The organism is Hymenobacter duratus (genome assembly GCF_014698995.1).
GTDB lineage: Bacteria > Bacteroidota > Bacteroidia > Cytophagales > Hymenobacteraceae > Hymenobacter > Hymenobacter duratus.
In genome coordinates, this window is the sequence record NZ_JACWZZ010000003.1 from 1 (window position 1) to 24,941 (window position 24,941).

Sequence of the window (24,941 nt, forward strand, 5' to 3'; positions counted from 1 at the left end):
GACGCCTTCGGGGTGCTGCCTCCCATCAGCAAGCTCGACAAGAGCCACGCCATGTACCACTTCATGAGCGGCTACACCGCCAAGGTGGCCGGCACGGAAATGGGCGTTACGGAGCCACAGACCACGTTCTCGGCCTGCTTCGGCGCTGTGTTCCTGCCGCTGCATCCCACCAAGTACGCCGAGATGCTGGGCAAGAAGATGGACGAAAACGAGGTGAACGTGTGGCTGGTGAACACCGGCTGGAGCGGCGGCAGCTACGGCGTCGGCTCGCGCATGAAGCTGGGCTACACCCGCGCCATGATTACGGCCGCCCTCAACGGCGAGCTGAACGACGTGGAGTTCAAGAAACACCCGATTTTCGGTGTGGAAGTACCGGCCTCAGTGCCGGGCGTACCCACCGAAATTCTGGACCCACGCGCCACCTGGGCCGACCAGGAAGCCTACGACAAAACGGCCGCCGACCTGGCCCAGAAGTTTGTGGCTAACTTCCAGAAGTACGCCGATTTCGCCAACGACGAAATCCTGGCCGGTGCGCCCAAAACGGCCGTTGAAGCCAGCGTGTAACGCTTAAATTGCTTGACTTGGGAGCCCCGCTGGCAGTGCCGGCGGGGCTTTTGTGTTTCAGGAATAGCAGCTACCGCCGAAGAAGTTGAAACGAACCATGACAAGCCGCTGACCTGCGCCAACTTTGCTGGTTGGATTGCCGCAAATCCTTGGAATGGCAGTAATTTGCCCTTCTTTTCCGACTTTCTCACCTTCCCCTTCAGATTATGCGTAAGCGTTTGCTGCCGCTGTTTTTATTGCTTTTATCGCCGCTGAGCCTGTGGGCCTGGGGCGTTGACGGGCACCGGGCCGTGGGCCAGATTGCCGAAAACCACCTCAGCCGCAAGGCACGCCGCGAAGTACAGCGCCTGCTGGGCACCGAAACCCTGGCGTTGGTCAGCACCTGGCCCGACGAAATCCGCTACTACCCCGAGTTCAAGGAAACCGCGCCCTGGCACTACGTCAACTCGCCCTCGGGCCTGAACGAAACCCAGTATCTGCAGGATCTGAAAGGCCAGACCAGCCCCAACGCTTACAACGTGCTGCAGGCCAAGCTTAAGGAGTTGACCGACCCTGCCAAGTCGCAGGCTGAGAAAGTGGCAGCCCTCAAGTTCGTGGTGCATATCGTGGGTGATGCGCACCAGCCACTACATGCCGGCCACGCCGACGACAAAGGCGGCAACGACATCAAGGTGAAATACCGCGGTAAAGACACCAACATGCACAGCCTCTGGGACAGTGGCCTGATTGACTATCAGGGCCTCACCTACTCGGAAATGGCTACTAAATACGACGGCCCCATCCGGCGCCAGCAAGTGCGCAAGTGGCAGGCCGCGTCGCCGGAAAGCTGGTTCTGGGAATCGTATCAGGCCAGTGAACAGGTGTACCGCAGCGCTCCGGCCAACGGCGACATCGACTACAACTACTACCCGGCGCACTCCGAAATGATGAAGCAACGCATTCAGCAGGCCGGCGTCCGGCTAGCGGGTTTGCTGAACGAGGTGCTGGGCTAGACCAGCGTTAGGCCAGCATGAGCAGCCCGGACGAAGTTATCCGGGCTGCTCATCGGTAGTCTACTGTCCCTCTTATTAGATTTATCCGATGCGTTTTTACTATAAGCTCATGCTGGCGGCCGGCCTGCTACTGGGCGTGCAACAGGCGCGGGCCCAGTTTACAGGAACCTGGGCAAAGGCAGATATCCCGCTGCCTTACAACCGGCGCTACCAAGTAGGTGATATCCTGTTCGACCCCGCCCAGGACCGCGCAGACTTTGCGCTGCGGCCGTCCGGCCGCATTTACCAGTATTACAATTTCAACACCACCTACAGCGGCGGGCGCCCTGAGCTGCGCCGCCAACTGCTGGCGGCACTGCGCACGCCGCCGGCCGGCACCAGCGGCAGCGGCTACCTTACGGTGCGCTTCGTGGTGAACTTCCGTGGGGAAACCGACCGTTTTCGGGTACAGGAGCTGGATTCTGGATACCAGCCGCAGGCATTTGCGCCGCCTCTGGTAGCGTGGGTGTTGCGCGCCTGCCGCGACCTGCACAGCTGGCAGCCGGGCCGCATTGATGCCGAAACCCAGGACAGCTATTTCTATTGCACGTTTATCGTGCGCGAGGGTTCCATTCAGGATGTTCTGCTATGATACGCTACGCACTAGTGCTGCTGCTGAGCCTGCTGTTTCGCCCGGTGGCCGCCCAGCCCAACTGCCTGATATACCAGGCTGGCTCGCCGGAGCGGGCAGCGTGTGAGCTTTACCTGCAGGCGCTTGAGCTTCCGCAGGGCTCCATTCAGTCGCAGGTGTACTTCGACCGGGTCATAGCCCTATGCCCGACGTTTGCCGCAGCCTACCACGAGAAGTCGGTGCCGTTTCTCAAACGGGGCGACTTTCTGACGTGGAAAAAGTTGATAGACGAAGCCGTGCGGCTGCAGCCGGACCGCTACCTGGCCGACCGGGGCTGGTGTCGCTTCAAATTTCTGCGCGACTACCGCGGTGCGCTGGCCGACATTACTCGGTTGCAGCAACTCACCCGCAACCAACCTGGCCAGTCCGGCGACGGCAACTACGACTTGCGCATCCTGGCGGCGCTGTGCCAGCGCGAACTAGGTGACCTGCGCGCCGCCCTCACAACCTTCGACGCCTGCATAGCCGACAATAAACCCTTGGACCGGGTGGGTCTCTACGACTACCTGCATCGGGGCGTCACGAAGCTACGGCTGCACGACTATGCCGGGGCTCTCGCCGATTTCAAGCTGCAGCGCACCGTCAATGGGAAGCTGGCCGAAACCGATTACTACACTGCGCTTATACTGCGGCAGCAACACCAGCCGGACGCCTCGGCCCGCATGCAGATTGCCCGGCAATTGTGGCAGCAGGGCTACCGCCTTAACGACCCATATATGAGCATGCCCGACGAAATATCCCTCCCGGATATCGACCGATTTTTACAACAACAGTAGCGTATCCATCACGCAGCAAACGGCCCCGCTGACGTGTGTCAGCGGGGCCGTTTGGTGTTCTTTATCGAATGTCAGCTTACTTTTTCTGGCTGGCCTTGCCATTCAGCCAGGCCGCTGCCGCCACGCCGGCTCCCACCAGCAGGGCCGCTTTCAGGCCGGTGTTGCCGCGGGTGATGGCCTCGGTATAGTAGCTGGTTTCGCGGGTGCTGCCGGGATAGTTGCCGCGCTCCTCCAGTTGGCCCACCGGCCGGTCGAGGCCGTTTTGCTGCAGCGGACGCGGGGCGTAGTCAGCTTTCTCCTGCTTGGCGAAGGATTTCTCCATGAACTGGTCGAGCAAAGCGGGCGTCCAGCGGTTCATGCCGATGAAGGCCCGGCCGCCGCCACCCACTACCACGTCGCGCTCAGGATGGGCGGCCGCGTGCAGAATGGCACGCGCTACGGTTTCGGGGGCGTAGGCTGGCGGCGCGTGCTGGGCTTCGCGCTCCATATAGTTTTTGGCGTGAATCGGGTACGGCGTGTCGATGGCCGAGGGCTGAATCAGGGTCACTGAAATCGGGGCTTCGTCCATTTCCAGCTCCATGCGCAGCCCATCCGTGAAGCCTTTCACGGCGTGCTTGCTGGCCGAATAGATGGTCTGCAGGATGGCCGTGACTTCCGACAAAATGCTGCCTACGTTGATGATGGCGCCACCTTTGCCTTTGAGGTGCTTGGCGGCTTCCAATGAGCCATTCACCAGGCCCCAGAAGTTCACGTCGAACAAGCGGCGCATATCTTCCACGGGCACCTGCTCCAACTTACCGTAGATGCTCACGCCGGCATTATTGATCCAGGTGTCGTAGCCGCCGTAGCGGGTGGCGGCTTCCTGGGCCAGGCGCTGCACATCCTCGGGCTTGCTGACGTCGGCCACCACATAGTCGGCTCGTCCGCCGGCCTGCCGGATTTCGCTGGTGAGTTGGCGCAGGGCGTCTTCGCTACGGGCCGCCAGAATCAGGCGGGCGCCGGCTTTGGCCGCCATGCGGGCCGTTACGAGGCCAATGCCGGACGAGGCACCGGTAATGACGATGGTTTGCTGAGAGAGTTTTTTGAGTTTAACTGACATAGTGCTTGAGCAAACTTAGGATGAATAGTGTAGCGCCCGGCAGTTAGCCGGCGCCTTTGGGCATACGCACCCGCCGGCCAAGCGTTATGTTGAGCTCGTTACGTGGCGCTTTCTGGCCCGGGGCCGGCGGCGCGTGCATTTCCGGTTTACCTTTGCCCCATGCCGCACACTTTCTTCGCCCCCGACCTTTCCGGCCACTCCTACACGCTGCCCGAAGACGAAAGCAAGCATGCCGTACGGGTGCTGCGCCTCGCCCCCGGTGATGAGTTAGTGCTGGTAGATGGCCGCGGCGGCGTGTTTCAGGCCGCAGTGGCAGATGCCAACCCCAAGCGCTGCCAGCTGCGCATCACGCACGAAGCGCAGGTGCCGCGCCGCTCCTACTTCGTGCACGTGGCCGTTGCGCCTACCAAAAACCTCGACCGGATGGAATGGCTGGTGGAAAAAGCCGTGGAGATTGGCATCGACCGCCTCTCATTTCTGCGCTGCGCCCGCTCGGAGCGGCGCGAGTTGAAGCTGGAGCGCCTGCACAAAATAGCCGTCAGCGCCCTCAAGCAGTCCAGTCAGGCGTGGCTGCCGCAGCTGGATGAGCTGACGGATTTCGCCGAATTCCTGCCAACTATAGAGGGCGCCACCGCCTTCATCGGGCACCTCGAAGAAGGCGACCGGACGCCGCTGGCCCGCGTGGCGGCAGCCGGCAACAGTTGCTGCGTGCTTATCGGCCCCGAAGGCGACTTTACGCCCCAAGAAATTGCGGCGGCCTTCGCCCACGGCGTGCGACCCGTGACGCTGGGCGTTTCCCGGCTGCGCACCGAAACGGCCGCCCTGGCCGCCGTGCACACCGTACACGTGGCGCGGGAGCTGGCGGCAGAAGCGTAGCTCAGCGACTATTCCGCCAGCGCCGAACCGTCGGCCTGGCTATCGTTGGCAGCCAACCGGGCAGCTTCCTTGGCTTGCTTTTTCTTGCGCCAAGGCGCGTCCTGCTCCCAGTCGCCGGCCATGATGCAGCCGTAGGGCAGGATTTCGTCGATGGTGGTGGCCAGGTCGAACTCCGTAATCTGCCGCTTCACCTCGTGGGCGTCTTTGTAGGCGCTGGGCAGCTCAGAAATGTCAATTCGGTTGAAGAAAAACCGGGCGTCAATACCCTGGGTTTCCTCGGCGAACAGCTCCTCTTTGGTCTGGCCGATTTTGCTGTATTTGTGGCGCGTACGGCTCAGGTTGCGGCCGGCACCATGCGGCGCAAAGCCCAGATTATTGGCCGTGGTAGCGCCCTCCACAATCAGGATGGGCTGCGCCATGTTCAGCGGAATAATGCGCGGGCCGGTGATGTCGGGCATGAACTTCGGGTCCAGCGGAGTAGCGCCCTTGGCGTGATAAAACAACTCCCCATCACGAAACACGAAGTTATGCTCGTTCCAGAACCGCTGCTGCACCAAAGCGCCCAACTGCAATACAATGGCATCGTGCAAACACAAGTGATTTTGCTTGGTCCACTTGCGGATGGTCTGGAGCGCCGCCCAATACTGCTCGCCTTCCGTTGATTGGCTGGGAATCCAGGCGTTGTGCGGATCGGTGGCGGGCGAAAGGGCCTGCCGGAACCGTTCCGCCACCTTCATGCCCTGCGTATACAAGCCCGCGCCCGGCCCCCGCGAGCCATGATGGGTCACCAGCACGGTGTCGCCGGTAGCACGCGACACGCCCACGTAGAGAAAGTGGTTGCCGTCGCCCTGCGTACCCAGGTGCTCCCGGGCCGATTTGAGGCTGCGCAACGAGTTCAGAAACGGATTGGCCCGGAACTCCGCCTCAATTTCCGCGGGTAGCTCAAACTGCTGCTCCGGCAAGCGGCCGCCCGGACCGAAATGCGTGATTTTCTGCGCAGTATCCAGCACGCTCCGGGGTTCCACTTTGCCCAGGTTGGTCAGCATCACCGAGCAGCAGATATCCGCGCTGTGCATGCCGGGATGAATAGCGTTGCGGGCCACCACAATGCCGCCCACCGGAATAGTACCCAGCGGGCCGGCGGGGCAGGCATCGGGCATAATGGCCCCGGCCACTATGGTGGGCGTGCGCATCAGCTGCTGCATCGACTTGCGGACGTATTCAATATTGGCCTGCTCTACAGGCGTATCCGCGCTGATATTTTCATGGAAGGATACGGGCTCATCCAGCAGCGGAATTACCGGCGACGGCTTCACCGTATCGAGGTAGGCGTGCAGGGCTTCGCCGGTCAGCCCGTGCGTGTTGATGTGCGCCAGCACTTCCTTGAACCACTTTCCGGGCTTTAATCCCAGGTCTAACAAATCCTTACCGGTTGTCATTTGTGCTTGTAACTTGTATAGTTGGTCGGCAAGAAATGAATTAAATCATGAATCTTCCCAATCTCACCGTGCAACAGGCTTGGGCGGGTACCTTGCACTGAACTTATCTGGGCTATCCGTTACTTTGTTTACCGGTGGGTATATCTTACCCCTGCTTTCCTATGCTGAAATCCTTTTGCCTGTCCTTCTTATTAGTGCTGCTGACGGTGGCCGCCGTACCGCGGGTGGCGCCCAGCTTCCGCATTGCCAAGCTGCACTACGGCGGCGGCGGCGACTGGTACGCCAACAAAACCAGCCTGCCCAACCTGATCCGCTTCTGCAACCAGGCCCTGCGCACCAATATTGCCCCCGATGAGGCTACCGTGGAGCTGGACTCGCCGGAGCTGCTCAGCTACCCGTTTGTGCACATGACTGGCCACGGCAACGTGCTGTTTTCGGACGCGGAGGCCAAAAACCTGCGCCGCTACCTGATGGGCGGCGGCTTCCTGCACATTGACGACAACTACGGCCTCGACAAGTTCATCCGGCCCGAGATGAAAAAGGTGTTTCCCGAGCTGGAATTTGTGGAGCTGCCCTTCTCCCACCCCATTTATCACCAGAAATACCAGTTTCCGCGTGGCTTGCCCAAAATACATGAGCACGACGGCAAGCGCCCGCAAGGCTTCGGACTGCTCTACAAGGGCCGGCTGGTTTGCTTCTATAGCTATGAGTGCGACCTGGGCAACGGCTGGGAAGACCTGGGCACCTACCCCGAAGACACGCCGGCTACCCACGAAGCCGCTCTGAAAATGGGCGCTAACCTCGTCAGCTACGCCCTCACCCAAGACTAAAACGGCAGTACCAGCCGGCCACAAAAATGCCCATCCAGCTGTGGATGGGCATTTTCGTGAAGTAAATCGGAGCCTGCTGCCTCAGAACTTAGGTTTCAGAATTTCGCTCAGCACAAAGGCAGCCCGCAGGTTGGCAGGCTGGCGCAGCATATCGGTTACAGCACTCCGGGCGGGCTTTTCCTCCTGAGCCTGCTGCCGGGTCCAGTAGTCATTAGAAACCGGGCGGGCGCTGGCGCGCGATAGGTCAGACGCCCGGCGGGCTTCGTGCAGCGGCACTTCCAATGAGCGCGCTTCCGCACTGGCTTCCAATGATTTAGCAACCTGTCGGGTGCGCTCCAAGCTGCGCGCCGCAGGTGCCGCCTCCTGAGGCAAGGGCCGGCCGGCCGGAGTGGTGGTTTCGGCAGCTGAGGGCTTATGCTGTTGGTTCTGGGCCTGCATCTGCCGGAGCAGCTCTTCAAACGACGTAGCAGGCAAACCCGGTGCTACCGGACGAGGCCTGCCCTCGGAATCGGGGCGGGAGTAGCGCCGCTCCTGTCGCTCCTGCTGCGTGGTGGACCTAGCCTTCTGCACCATGCGCCAGATAAAAGCGCCCAGCCCCACCAGTATCCAGAGCAGTGTGTATATCTTTTCCATGGCGCAACGGGCAGTTTAGTGGGAAAATAAAAGCAGGCTGGTTGCGGCCGGAGTTAGCGGCAGCACGGCATGCGCCAGCCTCCGGTAGTACCTAACGTACGCCTTTTTCGGGGAAACGTCCCTGCTTGGTGCGGTAGAAAGCCTTGATTTCCTCCAGGTCTTTTTCGTAGTCGCCGGTGGGCCAGAAGGCGGGGCCAACGCCGGCTTCTTTGTTTTTGTAATCGAGGTAGCCGAGTAGAATAGGAACCCCCGCCCCCATAGCGGCATGGTAGAAGCCTTTGCGCCATTTGGGCTGGTAGTTGCGCGTGCCTTCGGGCGTAATCAGAATCACCAGCTCGTCGCGCTGCTTAAACAGCTGCACCATGCCGTCCACGAGGCTGTTGTTGCGGCTGCGGTCCACGGCCAGGCCGCCCAACGAGCGAACCAGCCCGCCCAGCAGCGGAATAGTGGTCCACTCCTTCTTAATAGTAAGCCGCACGTCCACGTCCATGAGGAAGAAGGCCGCGCGGGCAAAGATGAAGTCCCAGTTGCTGGTGTGCGGCGCGGCAATCATCATGCTCTTTTTGATTTCGGGCGGCACCTGGGGCCCCAGCCGCCAGCCGGCCACGGAAAAAATTGCTTTGGAAATGTAGTACCAGAAAGTAGAGGTCTTGCGAGAAGCCATGCAGGAAGTAAAAAGCAGCGGGGTGAGAAAACGCTGCCGGAAGTCAAAACTAGGAAAATAAGCGTGTGAAGCCGCAGCCAGCTCCGGCTGCCGCGTAGTGAGCTGCCTATTTTGCCACCAATGCCGTCAGTTCAGCGGCCCGGGCCACCGTGTGGCGGTAGCCGATATCGAACAGCTCCTGGCCGCGGCGGTAGTCCAGCGGGCGGTAGGCGCGCAACTGCTCGGGCTCCAGCAGTAGGTCGCACTGCAGCTTGCTCAGCGTGCTGTTGGCCCCAATCACCAGATTCAACGTGCGCTCCACCAAGCTTCGGAAGCTCGTAACGCGGGCCGCCCGATTGGTTGGAATACAGTTGACGGCTACCACCGGCATATGGCGCCCCAGCAGCGCGTCCACGGGCAGATTATTGAGTAGGCCGCCATCTACCAGCTGCCGCCCCTGATACTCCACCGGCCGGTACAGCACCGGCACCGCCGACGAGGCCAGCAGCGGTGGAATCAGGGGCCCGTTGGAGAAATACACCGAAATTCCCTCCGTCAGGTCGGTAGCCACCAGTGTCAGCGGCGTTTTCAGGTCGCCAAACGTGCAGTCGGCCCCCAGATGCTGCGCGAAAAGCTGCTGCACTGCCCCCAGATTGAGCAGGCCGTAGCGACTGAATGCCATGCGCGTTAGCCGGGTAATGCTGACGCCCATAAACAGGCGCAGAATCTCGCGGGGCGCGAAGCCGGCAGCATAAAACGCGCCCGCAATAGCGCCCGACGAGACGCCGGCAATATGTCCGATGGGCAGTTGCAGCTCGTCCAGCGCGGCCAGCACGCCCAGGTGCGCAATGCCCCGGGCGCCGCCCCCAGAAAGCGCCAGCGCCAGCCCTTGGGTAGTAGGGCGGGTAGTATCTGGAAGCGGAAGTAATGTGCCGAACATAGTCACGTAAACGTAATAATCCGCAAATCCGCTACCGGCCTGCAGGTTATAGGTCCGCGAGCCGGAACGTCTCGGCCAGGCGCACGCCTTTTTCAGTGTGCTGCACCGTGCAGCACTCGTGGGCGGCATCGTGCTCCAGCACCAGCACCCAGTTTTCGTCGGCGGCCCGGCGCAGCACCTGCTCCTTTTCGGTCATCGTCTGCAGAGGGCGCATGTCGTAGGCCATGACGTAAGGCAGCGGAATGTGGGCAGCGCTGGGCAGCAAATCGGCCATGAACGCCAGCGTACGGCCTTTGTATTTTACCAGTGGCACCATCATCTTCTCGGTGTGGCCATCGGCAAAAATAATTTCCTGGAACATGGGCAAGCTGGCTGGCACCCCGGCACCGGAGTTCACAAACCGCAGGTGGCCGCTTTCCTGAATCGGCAGGATATTTTCCTTCAGAAAGCTGGCTTTTTCGCGCGGGTTCGGCGTCACGGCCCAGTCCCAGTGATTTTGGTTGCTCCAGTAGGTAGCATTCGGGAAAGCCAGTTCCAGCGTATCGGCGGCGGTGCGCACCACCGAGCCGCCGCAGTGGTCGAAGTGCAGGTGAGTCAGGAACACGTCCGTAATGTCCGCCGACGTGAAGCCCAGCTTCCGCAGCGACTTTTCCAGCGTGTCGTCGCCATGCAGGTAGAAGTGCCCCCGAAACTTCTCGTCCTGCTTGTCGCCGATGCCGTTGTCTACCAGCACCAGCCGGCCGCTGTCCTCAATCAACAGGCAGCGCATGGCCCAGGTGCACATGTTGTTGGCGTCGGGCGGTACCAGTTTCTGCCACATGCTTTTGGGCACCACGCCAAACATGGCGCCGCCATCGAGCTTAAACAAACCAGTATCGAGGGTGTGAACGTGCATGGGCAGGTGGGTTGGGTTTGGGCAGTAAAGGAATAAAAAAATGTCATCCTGAGCAGCGCGAAGGACTTTATCATTGCAGAACGATACGTGTACGTATGACTCGCGCTGCAATGCCAAGGTCCTTCGCGCTGCTCAGGATGACAAACTATCTTTCGGTGAGCTGCTTTATTCCAGCACTACGCCCATTGCCGAGAACTTGTCGATGCGCTGGCTGATGCGCTCCTCCGACGGCAGAGCTTCCAGCTCGTCGAGCGTTTTGAGGATGGTTTTTTTCAGCGTTTTAATCATGGCCGCCGCGTCGGTGTGGGCCCCGCCCAAAGGCTCCTTCACGATGCCGTCTACCAGCTTGTTGCCCAGCATATCAATAGCCGTGAGCTTTAGGGCTTCGGCGGCCTGCTCCTTATAGTCCCAGGAGCGCCACAGAATGCTGCTGCACGACTCCGGCGAAATAACCGAGTACCAAGTATTCTCCAGCATCAGCACCCGGTCGCCGATGGCAATACCGAGCGCGCCGCCCGAAGCTCCTTCCCCGATGATGATGCAGATAACCGGCACTTTCAGCAGAAACATTTCCTTGAGGTTGCGGGCAATAGCCTCGCCCTGCCCCCGCTCCTCGGCCTCCAGACCCGGAAACGCTCCGGGCGTGTCAATCAGCGTCACGATGGGCTTACCGAACTTTTCAGCCAGCTTCATCAGGCGCAGGGCTTTGCGGTAGCCTTCCGGATTGGGCATCCCGAAGCGCCGCAGTTGGCGCTGCTTGGTGTTGCGCCCCTTCTGCTGCCCGATAAACATCACCGAGCGGCCATCCAGTTCGGCAAAGCCCCCCACCATAGCCTGGTCGTCGGCCACGGTCCGGTCGCCGTGCAGCTCCACGAACTTATCGGCCATGCCCTCAATGTAGTCGAGTGTATAGGGCCGCTCGGGGTGGCGCGAGAGCTGCACGCGCTGCCAGCGGGTAAGGTTAGCGTAAGTTTCCTTTTTGAGGGTCTTGATTTTTGCCTCAAGGGCCGCTACAGCTTCCGACACATCAACCTGGCTATCGAGGGCCAGTTGCTGCATTTCACGGAGCTTGCCTTCGAGAGCGGCAATAGGTTGTTCAAAATCGAGGAGCATTGCCACGGCAGAGTGGGTGTGTTTGGCGGAGTGAGAGAAGAAAGCAAAGGTAAGCGAAGCCATGCACACCGCGCACCGCCTGGCCCGGCCGATTTTTTCATTTTTTTTCTCCCTGAGAAACAGCCTTCAACAGTCTTGCCTGGTACTTTTTTCCATCTTTTTTGCGCTCAGTGTTGCGTAGTCCGCCACCGCCTTCTACTTTTGCACCACTTCACCGCCCCGGCAGCGAAGTAAACGGTTCGGTAGTTCAGTTGGTTAGAATGCCGCCCTGTCACGGCGGAGGTCGCGGGTTCGAGTCCCGTCCGGACCGCAAAAAAGGCTCTTAGCACTTCGCTAGGGGCCTTTTTTCATTTAGGGGTATCGTTTAGGTATCGGTATTTAACCTGAGGGGCGTTGTTTACCCTCAGATTATATAAAAGTTTATACACTGAAATAGCCCGTATGCCTTATAGGTGCTTGGTAGCCGAATCAAAGCTAGGGAGTGTGGTTATAAGCCAGTATTTGAAATTAGCCCCTCTGGGAGTAAGAGAATGGGGAGGCAGAGGCCTGGGGTAACAATAGCGGCCCGGAGACCTTACCTTAGTATACCTCACCTCCCAATCAGGCATAATCAAATGGAAATCATACTTTTAACTCCTGAACAACTAAGCATACTGATTGCCGAAGCTATTGCTACAGCTGTAGCCCCTACCGCTGCAACTGATGCTATCCTGACTGTTAAGGAGACTGCCAAACGCCTCAAGCGTAGTGAGAAATTCATCCGGGATGAAATCCAGCGTGGCAGACTCAAAGCAGATAACAGCAACCACAAGGTAAGCGGCACAAGGGCTAGTTGGCGGGTGCGGGAGTCGGATATTAGCGCGTATTTGAAGCGCCTGCGGTAATATTTGAGTTCGCAGGACCATAAAATTACCAGAAATTTTATGGACAAGGTCCCGTGAATGTAGGGTCAAATTGCCCCTCCCCCCAGGGGGGGATACTGACCGGGGGAGGCCTACCCTACCATAACGCTCACGTAGCTGGTTCTACTCCTTTGCGGTGTTATAGTCGAGGCCTGGCCAAGCATGAGCGGCCTGTACGCTGCTTTTCTTAATACTGAGTTTAGTATTCAACCACTTAGCATCTGAGCTTAATTTTCAGTTGCCAATCTAGCAGCCTGCATGTACTTTCAAGGCCCCGTGCTATTCGCCGGGGCTTTTTTAGTAGCATAGCATGGATTTTAAGCAATACGCCGCGCACATCTGGGCCGTAGCAGACATACTACGTGGCGATTATAAGCAGGCCGATTACGGCAAGGTAATATTACCTCTAACGGTCCTACGCCGCCTCGATTGTGTGCTGGCTAACACCAAGGCAGCCGTGGTGGCCGAGTACCCACGTACTCAAAGCCTACCCCCGGAAATGGCTGACATGGTGCTGAACCAGAAGTCCGGCCTGACCTTCCATAACCACAGCCCTTTCGACTTTGAGCGACTGGTTAGTGACCCGAACAACGTAGCTGCTAACCTGCGGCACTACATCAACGGGTTTTCCCAGAACGCCCGCGAAATCCTGGAGCACTTCGAGTTCGACCACCAGATAACCAAGCTGGAGTCGGCTAACCTGCTGTTCATGGTGCTGAAGAAGTTCCAAGAAATTGACCTGCACCCTACCACGGTGAAGCCGCTTGGCATGGGTTACATTTTCGAGGAGCTTATCCGGAAGTTCGCAGAGAGTAGCAATGAAACCGCCGGTGAGCATTTTACCCCTAGGGAGGTAATTCGCCTAATGGTGAACCTGCTGTTTCTCCAGGACCGGGAAATCCTGACCAAGAAGGGCATTGTGAAGACGATTTACGACCCTGCTTGTGGTACTGGTGGTATGTTATCGGTGGCGGAAGAGTACCTGCATGAGCTGAACGACGAGGCCCGGCTGGAGTCCTTTGGTCAGGAATTGAACCCGGAGTCTTACGCTATTTGTAAGGCTGACATGCTCATTAAAGGACACCGTGCGGATAATATCAAGCTCGGGAACAGCTTCACGCAGGACCAATTGCCGGACACTAAGTTCGACTACGTGTTGTCGAACCCACCGTTTGGGGTAGAATGGAAGAAGGCTCAGAAGTTCATCACCCAGGAGCATGAGAAGCTGGGCCACGCCGGGCGCTTTGGTGCGGGGCTACCTCGTATTTCCGATGGGTCACTGCTGTTCTTGCAACACATGACCAGTAAGATGAAGAACACCAGCGAGGGTACGCGCCTGGCTATCGTGTTCAATGGGTCGCCGTTGTTTTCGGGGGCGGCAGGTAGTGGCGAAAGTGAAATTCGACGGTGGCTGCTGGAGCGCGACATGCTGGAAGGCATTGTAGCCCTGCCCGACCAGCTGTTCTACAACACCGGCATTACTACGTACATCTGGATTGTGACGAACCGTAAGGCAGCGGAGCGCAAGGGCAAGGTGCAACTGCTCAACGCCGTTAGCTTCTTCCAAAAGATGCCGCGTAGCCTGGGCAGCAAGCGTAATTTTATTACTGAAGACCAGCTGGCCGATATTACCCGCCTCTACGGCAACTTCCAAGAAGGTGAATTCTGCAAGATATTCCCCAACGAAGCCTTCGGGTACCGACGCCTGACGGTAGAACGCCCACTGCTTGACGCCCACGGCAAGCCGGTAACCGATAAGAAGGGCAAGCCTAAGGCCGACGGTAGCCTGCGCGACTTTGAGAACGTGCCGCTGCTGGAAAATCCCGACGACTATTTCCGCCGTGAGGTACTGCCGCACGTGCCCGATGCTTTCCTGGACGATACCAAGACCAAGGAGGGCTACGAAATCAATTTTACCCGCTACTTCTACCAGTACCAGGCCCTACGTTCCCTCCAGGACATCCGGAAGGACATTATGCAGCTGGAAACCCAGACAGAAGGCTTGCTGAACCAAGTTATTGAAGACTAATGGAGCGGTACGAAGACTATAAATCGTCAGGGGTTGAATGGATGCCTAAAATCCCATCTAGTTGGGAAATAAAGCAAATCAAGCACTTTGTTAAAGATTTTGAATCCGGAGTAAGCGTTAATTCTCTTGATGAGCCTGTTACTGGGGCGGAAATAGGTATTCTAAAAACAAGCTGCGTTTACACGTTTGCCTTTGATGCAGCTGAAAACAAAAAAGTATTAGCGGAAGAGATAGATAGAGTCCGAATTCCTGTAAAAAGTAATACAATAATCATCAGCAGGATGAACACTCCTGATTTGGTTGGTGCCAGTGGTTATGTTGAGTACGGTTTACCAAATTTGTTTTTGCCAGACCGGCTTTGGCAAATGGTATTCACAAAGGAGAACATTAACGTCTGCTTGCCTAAGTGGCTCAGCTATGTCTTCATCAGTGCGCCGTTCAGGATGCTTATTTCGTCCTTGGCGACAGGCACCAGCCCAAGTATGAAAAATATCTCGAAAGAGGATATTTTGAACATTAAGGTAGGTCTTCCTTCTTTCGGAGAACAATGCGCCATTGCCCGCTTCCTGGACGAAAAAACCGCCCAGATAGACCAGCTCATCACCCAGAAGCAGCAGATGCTAGTGTTGCTGCAAGAAGAGCGTGCGGCCCTCATCAACCACGCGGTTACCAAAGGCCTGGATGCCGCTGCACCAGTGCGCGACTCCGGCTTACAATGGGTTCCGGCACTTCCGGTTCACTGGATTAGGGCTAAACTCAAGACTCTGGTCAGTGAAAAAATTACTGATGGACCTCATGAAACACCTGAGTTTTTAGAAGAGGGAGTACCTTTTCTATCTGCCGAATCCATAAAAGACAATAAGCTCGACTTTGAAGCCAAGCGTGGTTACATAACTGTAGAACAACATCAAATCTACAGTCAGAAAAGCAGTGTGAAGAAAAATGATATTCTGTTTTGTAAATCTGGGTCAACTACAGGAAAATCTGCTTTGGTTGAAACTGATGAAGACTTCGGAATATGGTCTCCTTTGGCTATAATCAGAGCTAATGCTGCTTTAATAAATCACAAATATTTATTTCTGTGCATTCAGTCGCACACGTTTAGAAAGCAGGTTGAGAATTTTTGGTCCTTTGGAACCCAACCTAACATTGGCATGGGAGCACTAGAAAATTTGTGGATTTCAGTCCCTCCAATGCATGAACAGGTTGATATTGTTCAGCACGTTGAGAAGCAGTCTAAACGTATCAATGAAGCTATAGCAATTGAAATAAATTCAATATCTCTGCTTCAGGAATACCGTGCCGCCCTCATTGCCGAGGCTGTTACTGGGCAAATCGACGTGCGTAATTACGAGCCTGCATCTATTCTCACCGCCGAACTAGTCGGCTAATCCATCCGTTATGGCTACCGCTATTCATACTGAAAAGGCCTTTGAAGAGGCCCTGGAACATCATTTAGTTACCGCTGGTGGCTACCACACGCTACCCGCAGAGTTCTACGACCCAGCCACGGCGCTATTTCCGACCGAGGTGCTGGCCTTTCTCCAGAAAACTCAGCCGCAGGCCTGGCTCAAAACCGAGAAGGCCCACGGTGCCCAGGCAGCCGTTAAGCTGCTTCAACGCCTGCATAAAGAGTTGGAGCTACGCGGCCCGTTAGACGTGCTGCGCAACGGTATCACCGACTTCGGGGTAAAGTACCAGTTGGCTTACTTCCAACCGGAAACCAACCTGAACCCCGATACCGAGCGCCTATATGGCCTCAACCGGCTGGGCTTCACCCGCCAGCTCTATTACAGCAAGCAGAACAAGAAGTCCCTGGACGTGGTGCTGAGTCTGAACGGCATCCCATTGACTACGCTGGAGCTGAAGAACCACCTCACGGGCCAAACCGTGCGCCATGCTCAACACCAGTACAAGCATGACCGTGACCCGCAGGAGCTGCTGTTCCAATTCAGCCGCCGTGCCCTGGTGCATTTCGCCGTGGACCCGGATGAAGTGTACATGACCACGCGGCTATCGGGTACCAAAACTCGCTTCTTACCTTTCAACAAAGGCAACAATAACGGCGCGGGTAACCCGCCCAACCCTAGCGGTTACCGCACGGCTTACCTCTGGGAAGAAGTGCTGACCAAAGATGTTTTCCTCGACATCGTAGGTCGGTTCCTACACGTTCAGACAGAGAAGATAAAAACCCAGGACGGGAAGATACTGGAGAAGCACAGCCTCATTTTCCCCCGCTACCATCAACTCGATGCCGTGCGCCGCTTGGGTAGCCACGCCCGTAGCCAGGGTGCTGGTCACAACTACCTAATTCAGCACTCTGCTGGCAGCGGGAAGAGCAATAGCATTGCTTGGCTGGCCTACCGCCTGAGTTGCCTGCACAACGCCCAGGCCGAACGGGTTTTCGACTCCGTTATCGTCATTACGGACCGCCGCGTACTGGACCAGCAATTGCAGGAAACTATCTTCCAGTTTGAGCACAAGCAGGGAGTTGTTCAGAAGATAGAGAAGGACAGTAACCAACTTGCCGCCGCCCTCCAGGCTGGGACCAACATCATCATTACCACGCTCCAGAAGTTTCCCTTCGTGGTGAAGAAGGTCGCAGGCTTGCCGAAGCGCCGGTATGCGGTAATTGTAGACGAGGCCCACAGCTCCCAGAGCGGCGAGGGTGTCACCAAGATGAAGCAGGTACTCACCGGCCGCACCTTGGAGCAAGCCGCCGCCGATGAAGCCGACGATAACACCAGTGACGATACCGCCGAAGACAACATCCGCAAGGTGATGGAGTCGCGAGGGAAACAGCCGAACCTGAGCTTCTTCGCTTTCACGGCCACACCCAAGCCCAAAACACTCCAGGTATTCGGCCAGCCCACCGCCGAGGGCAAGCACAAGCCTTTCCATCTGTACAGCATGAGGCAGGCAATTGAGGAAGGCTTTATCCTGGATGTGCTGCGTAACTACACCAGCTATGAGACCTACTATCGGGTCAGCAAGGCTATTGAAGACGACCCCGAGCTAAACAAGAAGAAAGCCGCCAGCGCCATCGGGCGTTTCGTAAGCCTTCATCCTCATAACCTTGCTCAAAAAACGGAAGTGATGATAGAGCACTTCCGGCAAGTAGTACGGCACAAAATCGGTGGCAAGGCCAAGGCAATGGTCGTTACCGGTTCCCGGCTTCATGCAGTGCGCTACAAGCAAGAGTTTGACCGCTATATTAAGCTGAAGGGCTACACCGACATGAAGACCCTGGTGGCCTTCAGCGGCAAGGTAGTGGACGAACACGGTCTGGAGTACACCGAACCCAAGATGAACGGCGGTATCGGTGAAAAGGCGTTACCCGAGGAATTCAACACCGGCGAATACCAGGTACTAATCGTGGCTGACAAGTACCAGACCGGCTTCGACCAGCCGTTGCTGCACACCATGTACGTGGACAAGAAGCTGAGCGGGGTGAAGGCCGTGCAAACCCTTTCCCGCCTGAACCGCACTAGCCCCGGCAAGGAAGACACCTTCGTGCTGGACTTCGCTAACGACCTTGAAACCATCCTGGATTCCTTCCAGCCCTACTACGAGGTAACCTACCTGAAGGAAAGCCCGGACCCAAACCTGCTCTACGACCTGAAGGCCCGCCTGGAGCTGCGGAACGTTATCTACACCGAAGAAGTAGAAGCCTTTGCCCAGGTGTATTTCAAATCGGCCAGCACCCTTACGCCAACGGACCAGGGCAAACTAAATGGCTTTCTGGACCCCGCTGTGCAACGCTACAGCTACATCGTGGATGAAGAGGCCAAAGATGGTTTTAAGCACACCCTGACCTCTTTTACGCGCTTGTACGCTTACCTCTCCCAGGTTATGCCCTTCACGGATGCGGACCTGGAGAAGCTGTTCGCTTACGGCCGCCTGCTGCTCACCAAGCTCCCCGCCAGCCGTGACCTGGAATCGTTTGTGCTCAACGACGAAGTAGCCTTGGAGTATTACCGCCTGCAAAAGGTTGGTACCACGTCTATCGAACCTGAGAAGGGTCAGACTTCCGAACTGGACCCCACAACCGAAGCAGGCCTACGCAAAGCCAAGGAAGAGAAGGAACGACTGTCCGCTATCATCCACGTGCTGAACGAACGTTTCGGCACCGAATTCGATGACGCTGATAAGTTGCTGTTCGACCAGATAGAAAAGGACCTTGTATCAAACGCCCTGCTCAGCAAACAAGCGCAATCCAACACCATCGAAAACTTCAAGTTCGGTTTCGATGACATGTACCGGCAGTTCCTTTTGGAGCGCCGCGACCAGAACGAAGAAATATTCAACCGCCTGTTCGCGGATAAGGACTTCGGTGGCATGGTCCAGGAATGGATGCTGAAGCGGGTGTACGATACCCTGCGAAAATCGCCACCTGCACCTTGAAGCTTTTGGGCCATTGTTACACCGGTCGGATGCAGAACACCGATGACCACTCTTTCCCCCATGAGTATTTGGAAGTAGAGTTCAACACCAGTTTTTACGCAAATACCCACCTAGTCATGTGCTGGGTGGGTATTTTGCTTGTCACGGCGTTGTACTACCTGTCGCTATTGTAGCTGAAGCCAGGGTATGTTGCGTGGGGAAACCCAATATATGTTATTGGTATGGCCTACGCAGGCACAGTATGCTTCAATATGCTGACAATTGACTCTATCATAGCCATCTGCTTTGGTCCTGGCTTATCTGGATAGCTCTGGGCGTACTGTTGAATTTTACGGTACCAGCATTGGCCGTGAGGAGCTGGGTTTACTCGGATGAAGTGCCGTAATCCTATTACAGTTGGCTCCGCTCTGTGACGAATGAGGTCGATTGTCAGACGCTTCACGGTTCGCACGTTGCTATTGTCGCTGCTCGCTTCATGCGCTACACTGTGCTGCTGGCGTACTACCGGCTGCTGATTCAGAAAGCTAAAATCGAACAGGGTTACCACGGCATGTTTTAGGTTACGATGGGCGTCACGTGTAGACTCACTCAAGTCCTGAAACTGAAAGCTAGTCCCAACGGCATCAAGAAATAATGCTTCTAGCCGCTCCTGGTCCAAGAGTTGCAACACATGGAAGCTTGGTAAGCCTCGAAAGAATTTGCTGGTGCAGCGGTCTTCTATACGTACCACAGGCCTGCAAATGTCCAAGCCGTTATCGGCGTGGAATTCAGAAATGTATCCTTTACCGTTATTTAGGATTTCTGCGCTCTTGCAATAAGCAACTATCTGTTTGCCACTGCTATTAGGTGAAGTGTAAGAACCTCCAAAGTAGTAGGTGCCTTCTCGTTCCGTAATACTCAGTCTCCCTTGCACAGGTCGATAACGAATATCGGTATTATGCTTTCGTGGCAGGTATTTAAAGATGTCATCCAACTGCCTCAGTAGGGCTGTGGTATCTTGGCTTCTATCCTGATACTGTATGTCTAAAGCTATTTCTAGAATGCCTATCGAACTGTAACGCAAGCCTGTGGACTTTTGTATAATACCAAGGTAGTACGACCACCCAGGTAAAGTATACAGGATTTCATTTTTGAAGGCGAAGCGTTGCGCTTTCAGCTTTTGTGGCTTTGTGCAGTCAGTGGACAAGTCGCCAACGTGGATGTCGTTAATCCACATTTCCCAGCTATGCCGGTAGTTTTTAGTCAGGCTCGACTGAAGTCGTAAGGAGACTTCAGGACTTACCCGGTAGACGTTGCCCGATTTGGGGAATTTGATGATGCGTTGGTAGTCGAAAACTTGCTCGGATTTAAGATTTAAGGCAAGTTTATCTATACATACCACGTATGTAAGTGTAGTAAACACGGTGTTGGAATCAAAGAAGCTGGGGCCTGGGATGAGGTCCCGGCTTTTCTGTTATTCAGCCATTTTGGTGGGCTGTGAAGCTGTGTAGGCTTCCAAGTAGGCGCGGACTAGGCGCGAGAGGGTTTCACTGTTCTGGCGGGCGGTTTCGTGAGCCAGATTCAGCAGCTTTGCGGGTACCCGGACGTGCAGGCGATTGTCATTGAATTTCATACTTGGGGTTTGCCCTAAATAGAGGGGGTGTGCCCAAGTGTCCACTTTTTTGTGTTCATGGGAAAATGAAAATCACGCCGTACTGATGCGTTTTCTTCATTTTCGTTTTGAAATTCAATTCCGCAATAGAAAAATCACATGCGTAGTCCCTGGCTTTAAGCTAATGCATGCTGTTTTTGGGGAGCCAGCTAGGCCCTGTACCTAAATTGTCGTCCAGGAGGCTCAAACAACAGTTTGCAAACCTGTATTTGAGTTCAACAAGGCCCGATTTTGACGTATCCTGGTACTGTGCGGAACGATAAACAGGGGTTACGGAACGTTTAGTGAAGCTTACTTTCTGGACTAGCACGGCTCTGCGTAAAAGGTGCCTGCTGTAACTTCTGCTGACAGAAATTTCCGGTGAGTTGGGGATTCTTCTCTTCATACCTAAGGTAAGGTTTGAAGGACGTTATTGTAACCCAGGAGCATGAGCTTCTTAATTATGGCATCTTTTTTTGATACGACAGGGCATGAAAAAGCCCCCAACTGAAAGGCCGGAGGCTACCTGTAATGAATTCGGTTAAGATTATGAGGCCAAGATGGCGGCAATAGCTTCGGCCTCCCCTGCTGCTGCATTCAGATAACGATTGAAGCTCCTGTAATCAGTCCATCCGCCCCAAACCATTACCATCTTCTGAGTTACCTGCGGCCGTAGCATCATGTTTGTAGCGAAGGAGCGACGAGGCGAGTGTGTGCCGACAAATTCCCACCGGGGGCCGGTACGGGTGGTTTTCTTGCCGCCTATCTTGACTTCTATTGTTATTTCTTCGTGCATGGTGTCTAAGTGCTGCATTAGCTCCTTCGCGTAGCGGTTGTAAACCTGGTTTGATAACTGCGGTATCTTCCAGTTAAATTCTTCCAGTATGCGCCCAGCGACCGGAAAAACCGGGCAATTGACGCCTGATTCTGTTTTTTGCCTGTCAAAAACAATTCTACCGGCCTTCACGTGATGCTTTTGGAGCTGCATCAGGTCAATGTACGCCAGGGCTGTCCAGCACTGCAACAGGAATAGATTGCGAACGGTGTGAAGTCGTGGGCTATGGCTCAAGTCGAGGGTTTCCAAAGCTGCCACCTCTTCAGGCGTTAGGGTAACGTCTGCATAATTGCTTTCTGACTTGACGGTGTACAGGGTCTGAATCTTCTTGTAATCAAATGTCAATTCTGAAGCGTAGCAGGATAGAAACTTGCGCAAGGCCTTCACCCGCCGCTGTATTGTGGTATCCTGACTGAGTATAGTGCGGGTGCCTCTCTTCCCAGTGGTTTCGCGGGGTTGGGTAAGCCATTCTTGGAAGCTCTGAGTATCTGTTAGAGTTAGGTCTCTGAGGCCTATGAAACGCTTCTTTTGTGTCTGCTGCTGCCATAGCTTCAGGTTAGCTAGCAGGTTGCGGTACATGATTTTGGAGCCTTCTGACTTCCATTCGGGGCGACCGGCCAGGATAAAGGCTTCTAGGACTTCGACTAGCTCAGGCTCTTCTACGGCCTCGGCTACTGGTGCAGCCTGGGCGTCAATAGCAGCGGTTAACTCTGAAACGCTGGGGTATCGGTTGAGAGTATCGTGTAAACGGTGTATAGTAGCGTTGGTATCCCTGAGGCGTTTCTGTGCGCGGCGGGTGTCGCCGGTTGGGTCTGTGCTGCCTGCGGCCTTGATGGTGGCACCGTCCCAGAAAATGTACTCCCCGTTGGCGTTTTTCTTCGCGTTTACCTTGATACCGGTTGAAATACGTTTGAAGCTGCCGTTAACGTCTCTGTATTCGACTGTCAGCACTGCATACCCATCGGCGGGCTTACGCAGTACGAGGCTTGCAGCGGTGGTTTTGGCCTTCATTTTCGAGGGGTATCGGTTGGGTGTATCGGTTAGACAACAAGCCAAAGTTAGCAAACCGATACACCCCTGGATAACGTTTAGGTATCGGTATGGGAAAGATTATAGTATATTTGAAGCACTGAGCAGGCAACAAATAGCCTTTTTGAGCATCCTGAGCACATTTCAGGTTAAGTAAAATCATTACTTTACAGTCCCGTCCGGACCGCAAAGGCCCTTCAGAGAAATCTGAAGGGCCTTTTGCTTTTTTCGGGCTTGTTACTTATTACTTACTCTGCTATTCCATCCAATATGAAGCGCTACGAGAAAGTATTATTGGCGCTGCTTGGGCTGGCGCTTGTCTGGCTGGCCGCCCCTACCCGCGGAGCAACGGGGTTATTTACCATGCTTCTGTGGCTGCTGGCAGGATCGTATCTGGTCGGGGGCTATTGGCTTTTTCGTACACCTCCAACTCCACCAGCCTCGTTTCGTATTCTGGGCGGCATCTGCCTGGCGGCCTCCGTGCTTGGATTACTCCCTGCTATTGAGTTGCGGGCTCAACCCCACGACCTACTGCTGCCAGCAGCAAGCGGCGTTTTTGCCTTTGTGCTACTTGTATATGGCAAACGCAACCAAGAGGCAGCGGCATTAAAGCCGCTACTACTGCGCACTTTGGTCGTGTTTGGGCTCTGTGCCTTTTTCGCTTACCCCCCCCATTACGTTTACTCCTTACCGACATGCACTGCTCCTTCTGAACCGCAGCAACGAGTATTTAACAGCTAATCTGCGCATGTTTGGCTTTATAGCATCGTATGAAGAAGCGTATGCCGAACACGACTGCCAGGCGGCTATCCGGTATGCACACCTGGCCAATAGGGCTGGCCGTCAATGGTTGGGTATCGACGCGGATACTACGGCCCAGGCTGAGAGGTGGAAAATCAGTGGCACATACGAATTTCTGTATAAAGCCTATAAATGCCAGGCAGATGCGGCCTACACTCAGCAACGCTACGCAGAGGCTTTGCGCAGTTATGAGCAGGCCTTGAAGTTTCTTCATCAAGGCGACTTCCGCAGAGATGGCACCGAAGAATCTCCTGCTTACCACGAAGAAAACAAGGCTTGGTTGCTCAATGACATGGCGCTTTGCTACGGCCACCTGCAGCAGCCCGTCAAAGGTGATACATTCTTTTTGCGGGCGGCCAAGCTGTACCGAAGTGTCCATCAAAAACCGGATGATGGTATGGCAAGACTTGCAGCTAATCTCGCTTACTCCCAGCGCAGCCAAGGGCATTATGAGGTATCCAACCAGCTTTACCGCCAGGCAAATAGATTCCTGGCTCGTGACACCACGCAGCAAGCCTATACTGACCGTACCTCAAATGCCATCCAGATTGCCTTGAACCACATAGGCCAAGACAGTATTCCGCAGGCGTTGTCGGGGCTTCAGGCCTTGCACATCAGTTCGACCGATTCAACCTCTTATTACTTAGCTAGTTTTTACACAGGTATTTGCTTTTTCAAGCAAAGCCGCTATGCAGTGGCCGAACAGTTCCTTCTGCGCTGTTTACGGCATTATCAAAAGAATGCCCGCGACAATTGGACTAGTTTGGTAGGAGTTGAAATTGTACTGGCATATAATTTTCTAAGCCAAGCCAAGTATGCAAAGGCTATGCAACTGGCTAACACAGCACAAGTTCGAATCACAAAGAAATCAGGTTCCAACAACGCGGCCTATTACAAATGTTCTACGCTGCTGGCTTCTATCCACAAAGCGCAGGGCCACTATACCAAGGCGGCTGCGCTATACCAGCAGGAGCTTAGGTTTTTGCAGTCTCAGACAACAAGTAACACAATGGTGCTACCCGGTATTCAGGCTGAACTGGCTGAACTGAGCGTGACGTTGGACGAGTTGGAAGCCGCGCGCTCCTACGCGGCTCAGCTTCCAGTTAAGGAAGTGCATTCTCCCAGCCAGACTCCGATCCTCACTGCAGCAGCTTACGTCGCCTATGCTTCCGGCCAATACCCCAAGGCCCGAGCACACTATCAGGCCACCTTACGGATTAACCGTGCTTTTGGTACTAGCAGCAGCACCACAGGATATGCGCTTAATGGTCTAGGACTAGTGGCTATGGCACAGCACGACCTGCCAGAGGCTGATTCTTTATTTGGCCGCTCTTTGCAGCTTCACCGCAAATTTTTTACCGGGCCACACCCTGCCACAGCAAGTGTATTACTGAACTACAGTCAGCTACGCATACAGCAGAACAGGCATACGGAGGCCGACGCAATGATACAGGAGGCCACAGCCATGCTGAATATCCTGCTTCCTGCCGACCATGACGCCTTGGCCGACGCAGCCCCTAGAAAAGGTGAACTGGCACGCAGGCAGGGCCAACCAGATAATTTATATTTCCAGCGTGCATTCGCCATCTACAACCATAAGTTTGGGTCTGGCCATTGGAAGACGAAACAAGCACGCGCCTACCTCACAGCAGCTCCAGCGGCCCGCCGATAAAGCTACTGCAGGCTGCTCTTTAGTATCAAAAGTGAGAACAAATTGCTGTTATGCCACACTACCGTTGCCTTTGATTATCAATCCAGTGCATTCGAAAAGCCTGGTGGCAACAACAAAAACATCATTTTTTATTCATTGAAGCAGCTTTTGAGGTTGTAAATCCCGAAAG

General features: G+C 55.4%; 22 protein-coding genes and 1 tRNA gene. 13 read left to right on the forward strand and 10 right to left on the reverse strand.

Annotated elements, in window-relative coordinates:
• The 4 genes from IC231_RS13520 to IC231_RS13535 form a co-directional block, all read left to right on the forward strand.
• A partial coding sequence (locus IC231_RS13520; protein ID WP_190785048.1) for a phosphoenolpyruvate carboxykinase (ATP) occupies positions 1 to 564 on the forward strand: 564 nt, incomplete at its 5' end.
• A gap of 206 nt (positions 565 to 770) precedes the next feature.
• The gene (locus tag IC231_RS13525; protein ID WP_190785049.1) at positions 771 to 1,556 is read left to right on the forward strand and encodes a S1/P1 nuclease; all 786 of its coding nucleotides are present in this window, start codon (positions 771 to 773) and stop codon (positions 1,554 to 1,556) included.
• A gap of 88 nt (positions 1,557 to 1,644) precedes the next feature.
• A complete protein-coding gene (locus tag IC231_RS13530) occupies positions 1,645 to 2,187 on the forward strand; it encodes a hypothetical protein (protein ID WP_190785050.1) in 543 nt (180 codons plus the stop codon).
• Positions 2,184 to 3,002: a hypothetical protein gene (locus IC231_RS13535; RefSeq protein ID WP_190785051.1), complete on the forward strand. Its 819-nt coding sequence runs from the start codon at positions 2,184 to 2,186 to the stop codon at positions 3,000 to 3,002. The genes IC231_RS13530 and IC231_RS13535 overlap by 4 nt, the downstream gene beginning before the upstream one ends.
• A gap of 76 nt (positions 3,003 to 3,078) precedes the next feature.
• On the opposite strand, the gene IC231_RS13540 is transcribed toward IC231_RS13535, so the two are convergent.
• Positions 3,079 to 4,101, reverse strand: coding sequence for an SDR family oxidoreductase (locus tag IC231_RS13540; RefSeq protein ID WP_190785052.1), 1,023 nt, complete (start codon positions 4,099 to 4,101; stop codon positions 3,079 to 3,081).
• Between the two features lie 159 nt (positions 4,102 to 4,260).
• On the opposite strand from IC231_RS13540, the gene IC231_RS13545 reads away from it, so the two are divergent.
• A complete protein-coding gene (locus IC231_RS13545) occupies positions 4,261 to 4,977 on the forward strand; it encodes a 16S rRNA (uracil(1498)-N(3))-methyltransferase (RefSeq protein WP_190785053.1) in 717 nt (238 codons plus the stop codon).
• An 8-nt stretch (positions 4,978 to 4,985) separates the two neighbouring features.
• On the opposite strand, the gene IC231_RS13550 is transcribed toward IC231_RS13545, so the two are convergent.
• Positions 4,986 to 6,416 (reverse strand): RtcB family protein, encoded by a 1,431-nt coding sequence (locus IC231_RS13550; RefSeq protein WP_190785054.1) that lies wholly within the window; start codon positions 6,414 to 6,416, stop codon positions 4,986 to 4,988.
• Positions 6,417 to 6,577: 161 nt separating this feature from the next.
• Here IC231_RS13550 and IC231_RS13555 point away from each other — a divergent pair, with 161 nt between their 5' ends.
• Positions 6,578 to 7,246 (forward strand): DUF4159 domain-containing protein, encoded by a 669-nt coding sequence (locus tag IC231_RS13555; protein WP_190785055.1) that lies wholly within the window; start codon positions 6,578 to 6,580, stop codon positions 7,244 to 7,246.
• A gap of 81 nt (positions 7,247 to 7,327) precedes the next feature.
• Here IC231_RS13555 and IC231_RS13560 read toward each other — a convergent pair whose 3' ends face one another.
• The 5 genes from IC231_RS13560 to IC231_RS13580 form a co-directional block, all read right to left on the reverse strand.
• Positions 7,328 to 7,879, reverse strand: a complete 552-nt coding sequence (locus tag IC231_RS13560) for a hypothetical protein (protein ID WP_190785056.1) — start codon at positions 7,877 to 7,879, stop codon at positions 7,328 to 7,330.
• 91 nt (positions 7,880 to 7,970) lie between these two features.
• Complete coding sequence (locus IC231_RS13565; protein ID WP_190785057.1) at positions 7,971 to 8,543, reverse strand: 1-acyl-sn-glycerol-3-phosphate acyltransferase; 573 nt, start codon at positions 8,541 to 8,543, stop codon at positions 7,971 to 7,973.
• A gap of 106 nt (positions 8,544 to 8,649) precedes the next feature.
• Positions 8,650 to 9,462: a patatin-like phospholipase family protein gene (locus tag IC231_RS13570; RefSeq protein ID WP_190785058.1), complete on the reverse strand. Its 813-nt coding sequence runs from the start codon at positions 9,460 to 9,462 to the stop codon at positions 8,650 to 8,652.
• A 46-nt stretch (positions 9,463 to 9,508) separates the two neighbouring features.
• Positions 9,509 to 10,357: an MBL fold metallo-hydrolase gene (locus IC231_RS13575; RefSeq protein ID WP_190785059.1), complete on the reverse strand. Its 849-nt coding sequence runs from the start codon at positions 10,355 to 10,357 to the stop codon at positions 9,509 to 9,511.
• A gap of 165 nt (positions 10,358 to 10,522) precedes the next feature.
• The gene (locus IC231_RS13580) at positions 10,523 to 11,470 is read right to left on the reverse strand and encodes an acetyl-CoA carboxylase carboxyltransferase subunit alpha (RefSeq protein WP_190785060.1); all 948 of its coding nucleotides are present in this window, start codon (positions 11,468 to 11,470) and stop codon (positions 10,523 to 10,525) included.
• A gap of 236 nt (positions 11,471 to 11,706) precedes the next feature.
• Between IC231_RS13580 and IC231_RS13585 the strand changes: the two genes are divergently transcribed.
• From IC231_RS13585 to IC231_RS13605, 5 genes are all read left to right on the forward strand, one after another.
• A tRNA-Asp gene (locus tag IC231_RS13585) sits at positions 11,707 to 11,780 on the forward strand.
• A gap of 304 nt (positions 11,781 to 12,084) precedes the next feature.
• Complete coding sequence (locus tag IC231_RS13590; protein ID WP_190785061.1) at positions 12,085 to 12,354, forward strand: helix-turn-helix domain-containing protein; 270 nt, start codon at positions 12,085 to 12,087, stop codon at positions 12,352 to 12,354.
• A gap of 328 nt (positions 12,355 to 12,682) precedes the next feature.
• Positions 12,683 to 14,401: a type I restriction-modification system subunit M gene (locus IC231_RS13595; protein WP_190785062.1), complete on the forward strand. Its 1,719-nt coding sequence runs from the start codon at positions 12,683 to 12,685 to the stop codon at positions 14,399 to 14,401.
• On the forward strand, positions 14,401 to 15,792 hold the full coding sequence (locus IC231_RS13600; RefSeq protein ID WP_190785063.1) for a restriction endonuclease subunit S: 1,392 nt from the start codon (positions 14,401 to 14,403) through the stop codon (positions 15,790 to 15,792). Before IC231_RS13595 ends, IC231_RS13600 begins: the two co-directional genes overlap by 1 nt.
• A gap of 10 nt (positions 15,793 to 15,802) precedes the next feature.
• The gene (locus IC231_RS13605; protein WP_190785064.1) at positions 15,803 to 18,805 is read left to right on the forward strand and encodes a type I restriction endonuclease subunit R; all 3,003 of its coding nucleotides are present in this window, start codon (positions 15,803 to 15,805) and stop codon (positions 18,803 to 18,805) included.
• Between the two features lie 226 nt (positions 18,806 to 19,031).
• On the opposite strand, the gene IC231_RS13610 is transcribed toward IC231_RS13605, so the two are convergent.
• The 3 genes from IC231_RS13610 to IC231_RS13620 form a co-directional block, all read right to left on the reverse strand.
• Entirely contained in the window at positions 19,032 to 20,207 is a 1,176-nt protein-coding gene (locus IC231_RS13610) for a hypothetical protein (RefSeq protein WP_190785065.1), read from the reverse strand.
• Positions 20,208 to 20,258: 51 nt separating this feature from the next.
• On the reverse strand, positions 20,259 to 20,417 hold the full coding sequence (locus IC231_RS13615) for a hypothetical protein (protein WP_190785066.1): 159 nt from the start codon (positions 20,415 to 20,417) through the stop codon (positions 20,259 to 20,261).
• A gap of 565 nt (positions 20,418 to 20,982) precedes the next feature.
• Complete coding sequence (locus IC231_RS13620; protein ID WP_190785067.1) at positions 20,983 to 22,281, reverse strand: site-specific integrase; 1,299 nt, start codon at positions 22,279 to 22,281, stop codon at positions 20,983 to 20,985.
• 252 nt (positions 22,282 to 22,533) lie between these two features.
• Here IC231_RS13620 and IC231_RS13625 point away from each other — a divergent pair, with 252 nt between their 5' ends.
• Together IC231_RS13625 and IC231_RS13630 are read left to right on the forward strand one after the other, a co-directional pair.
• Positions 22,534 to 23,040, forward strand: coding sequence for a hypothetical protein (locus IC231_RS13625; protein ID WP_190785068.1), 507 nt, complete (start codon positions 22,534 to 22,536; stop codon positions 23,038 to 23,040).
• A gap of 7 nt (positions 23,041 to 23,047) precedes the next feature.
• Positions 23,048 to 24,772: a tetratricopeptide repeat protein gene (locus IC231_RS13630; protein ID WP_190785069.1), complete on the forward strand. Its 1,725-nt coding sequence runs from the start codon at positions 23,048 to 23,050 to the stop codon at positions 24,770 to 24,772.
• Positions 24,773 to 24,941 lie beyond the last annotated feature (169 nt).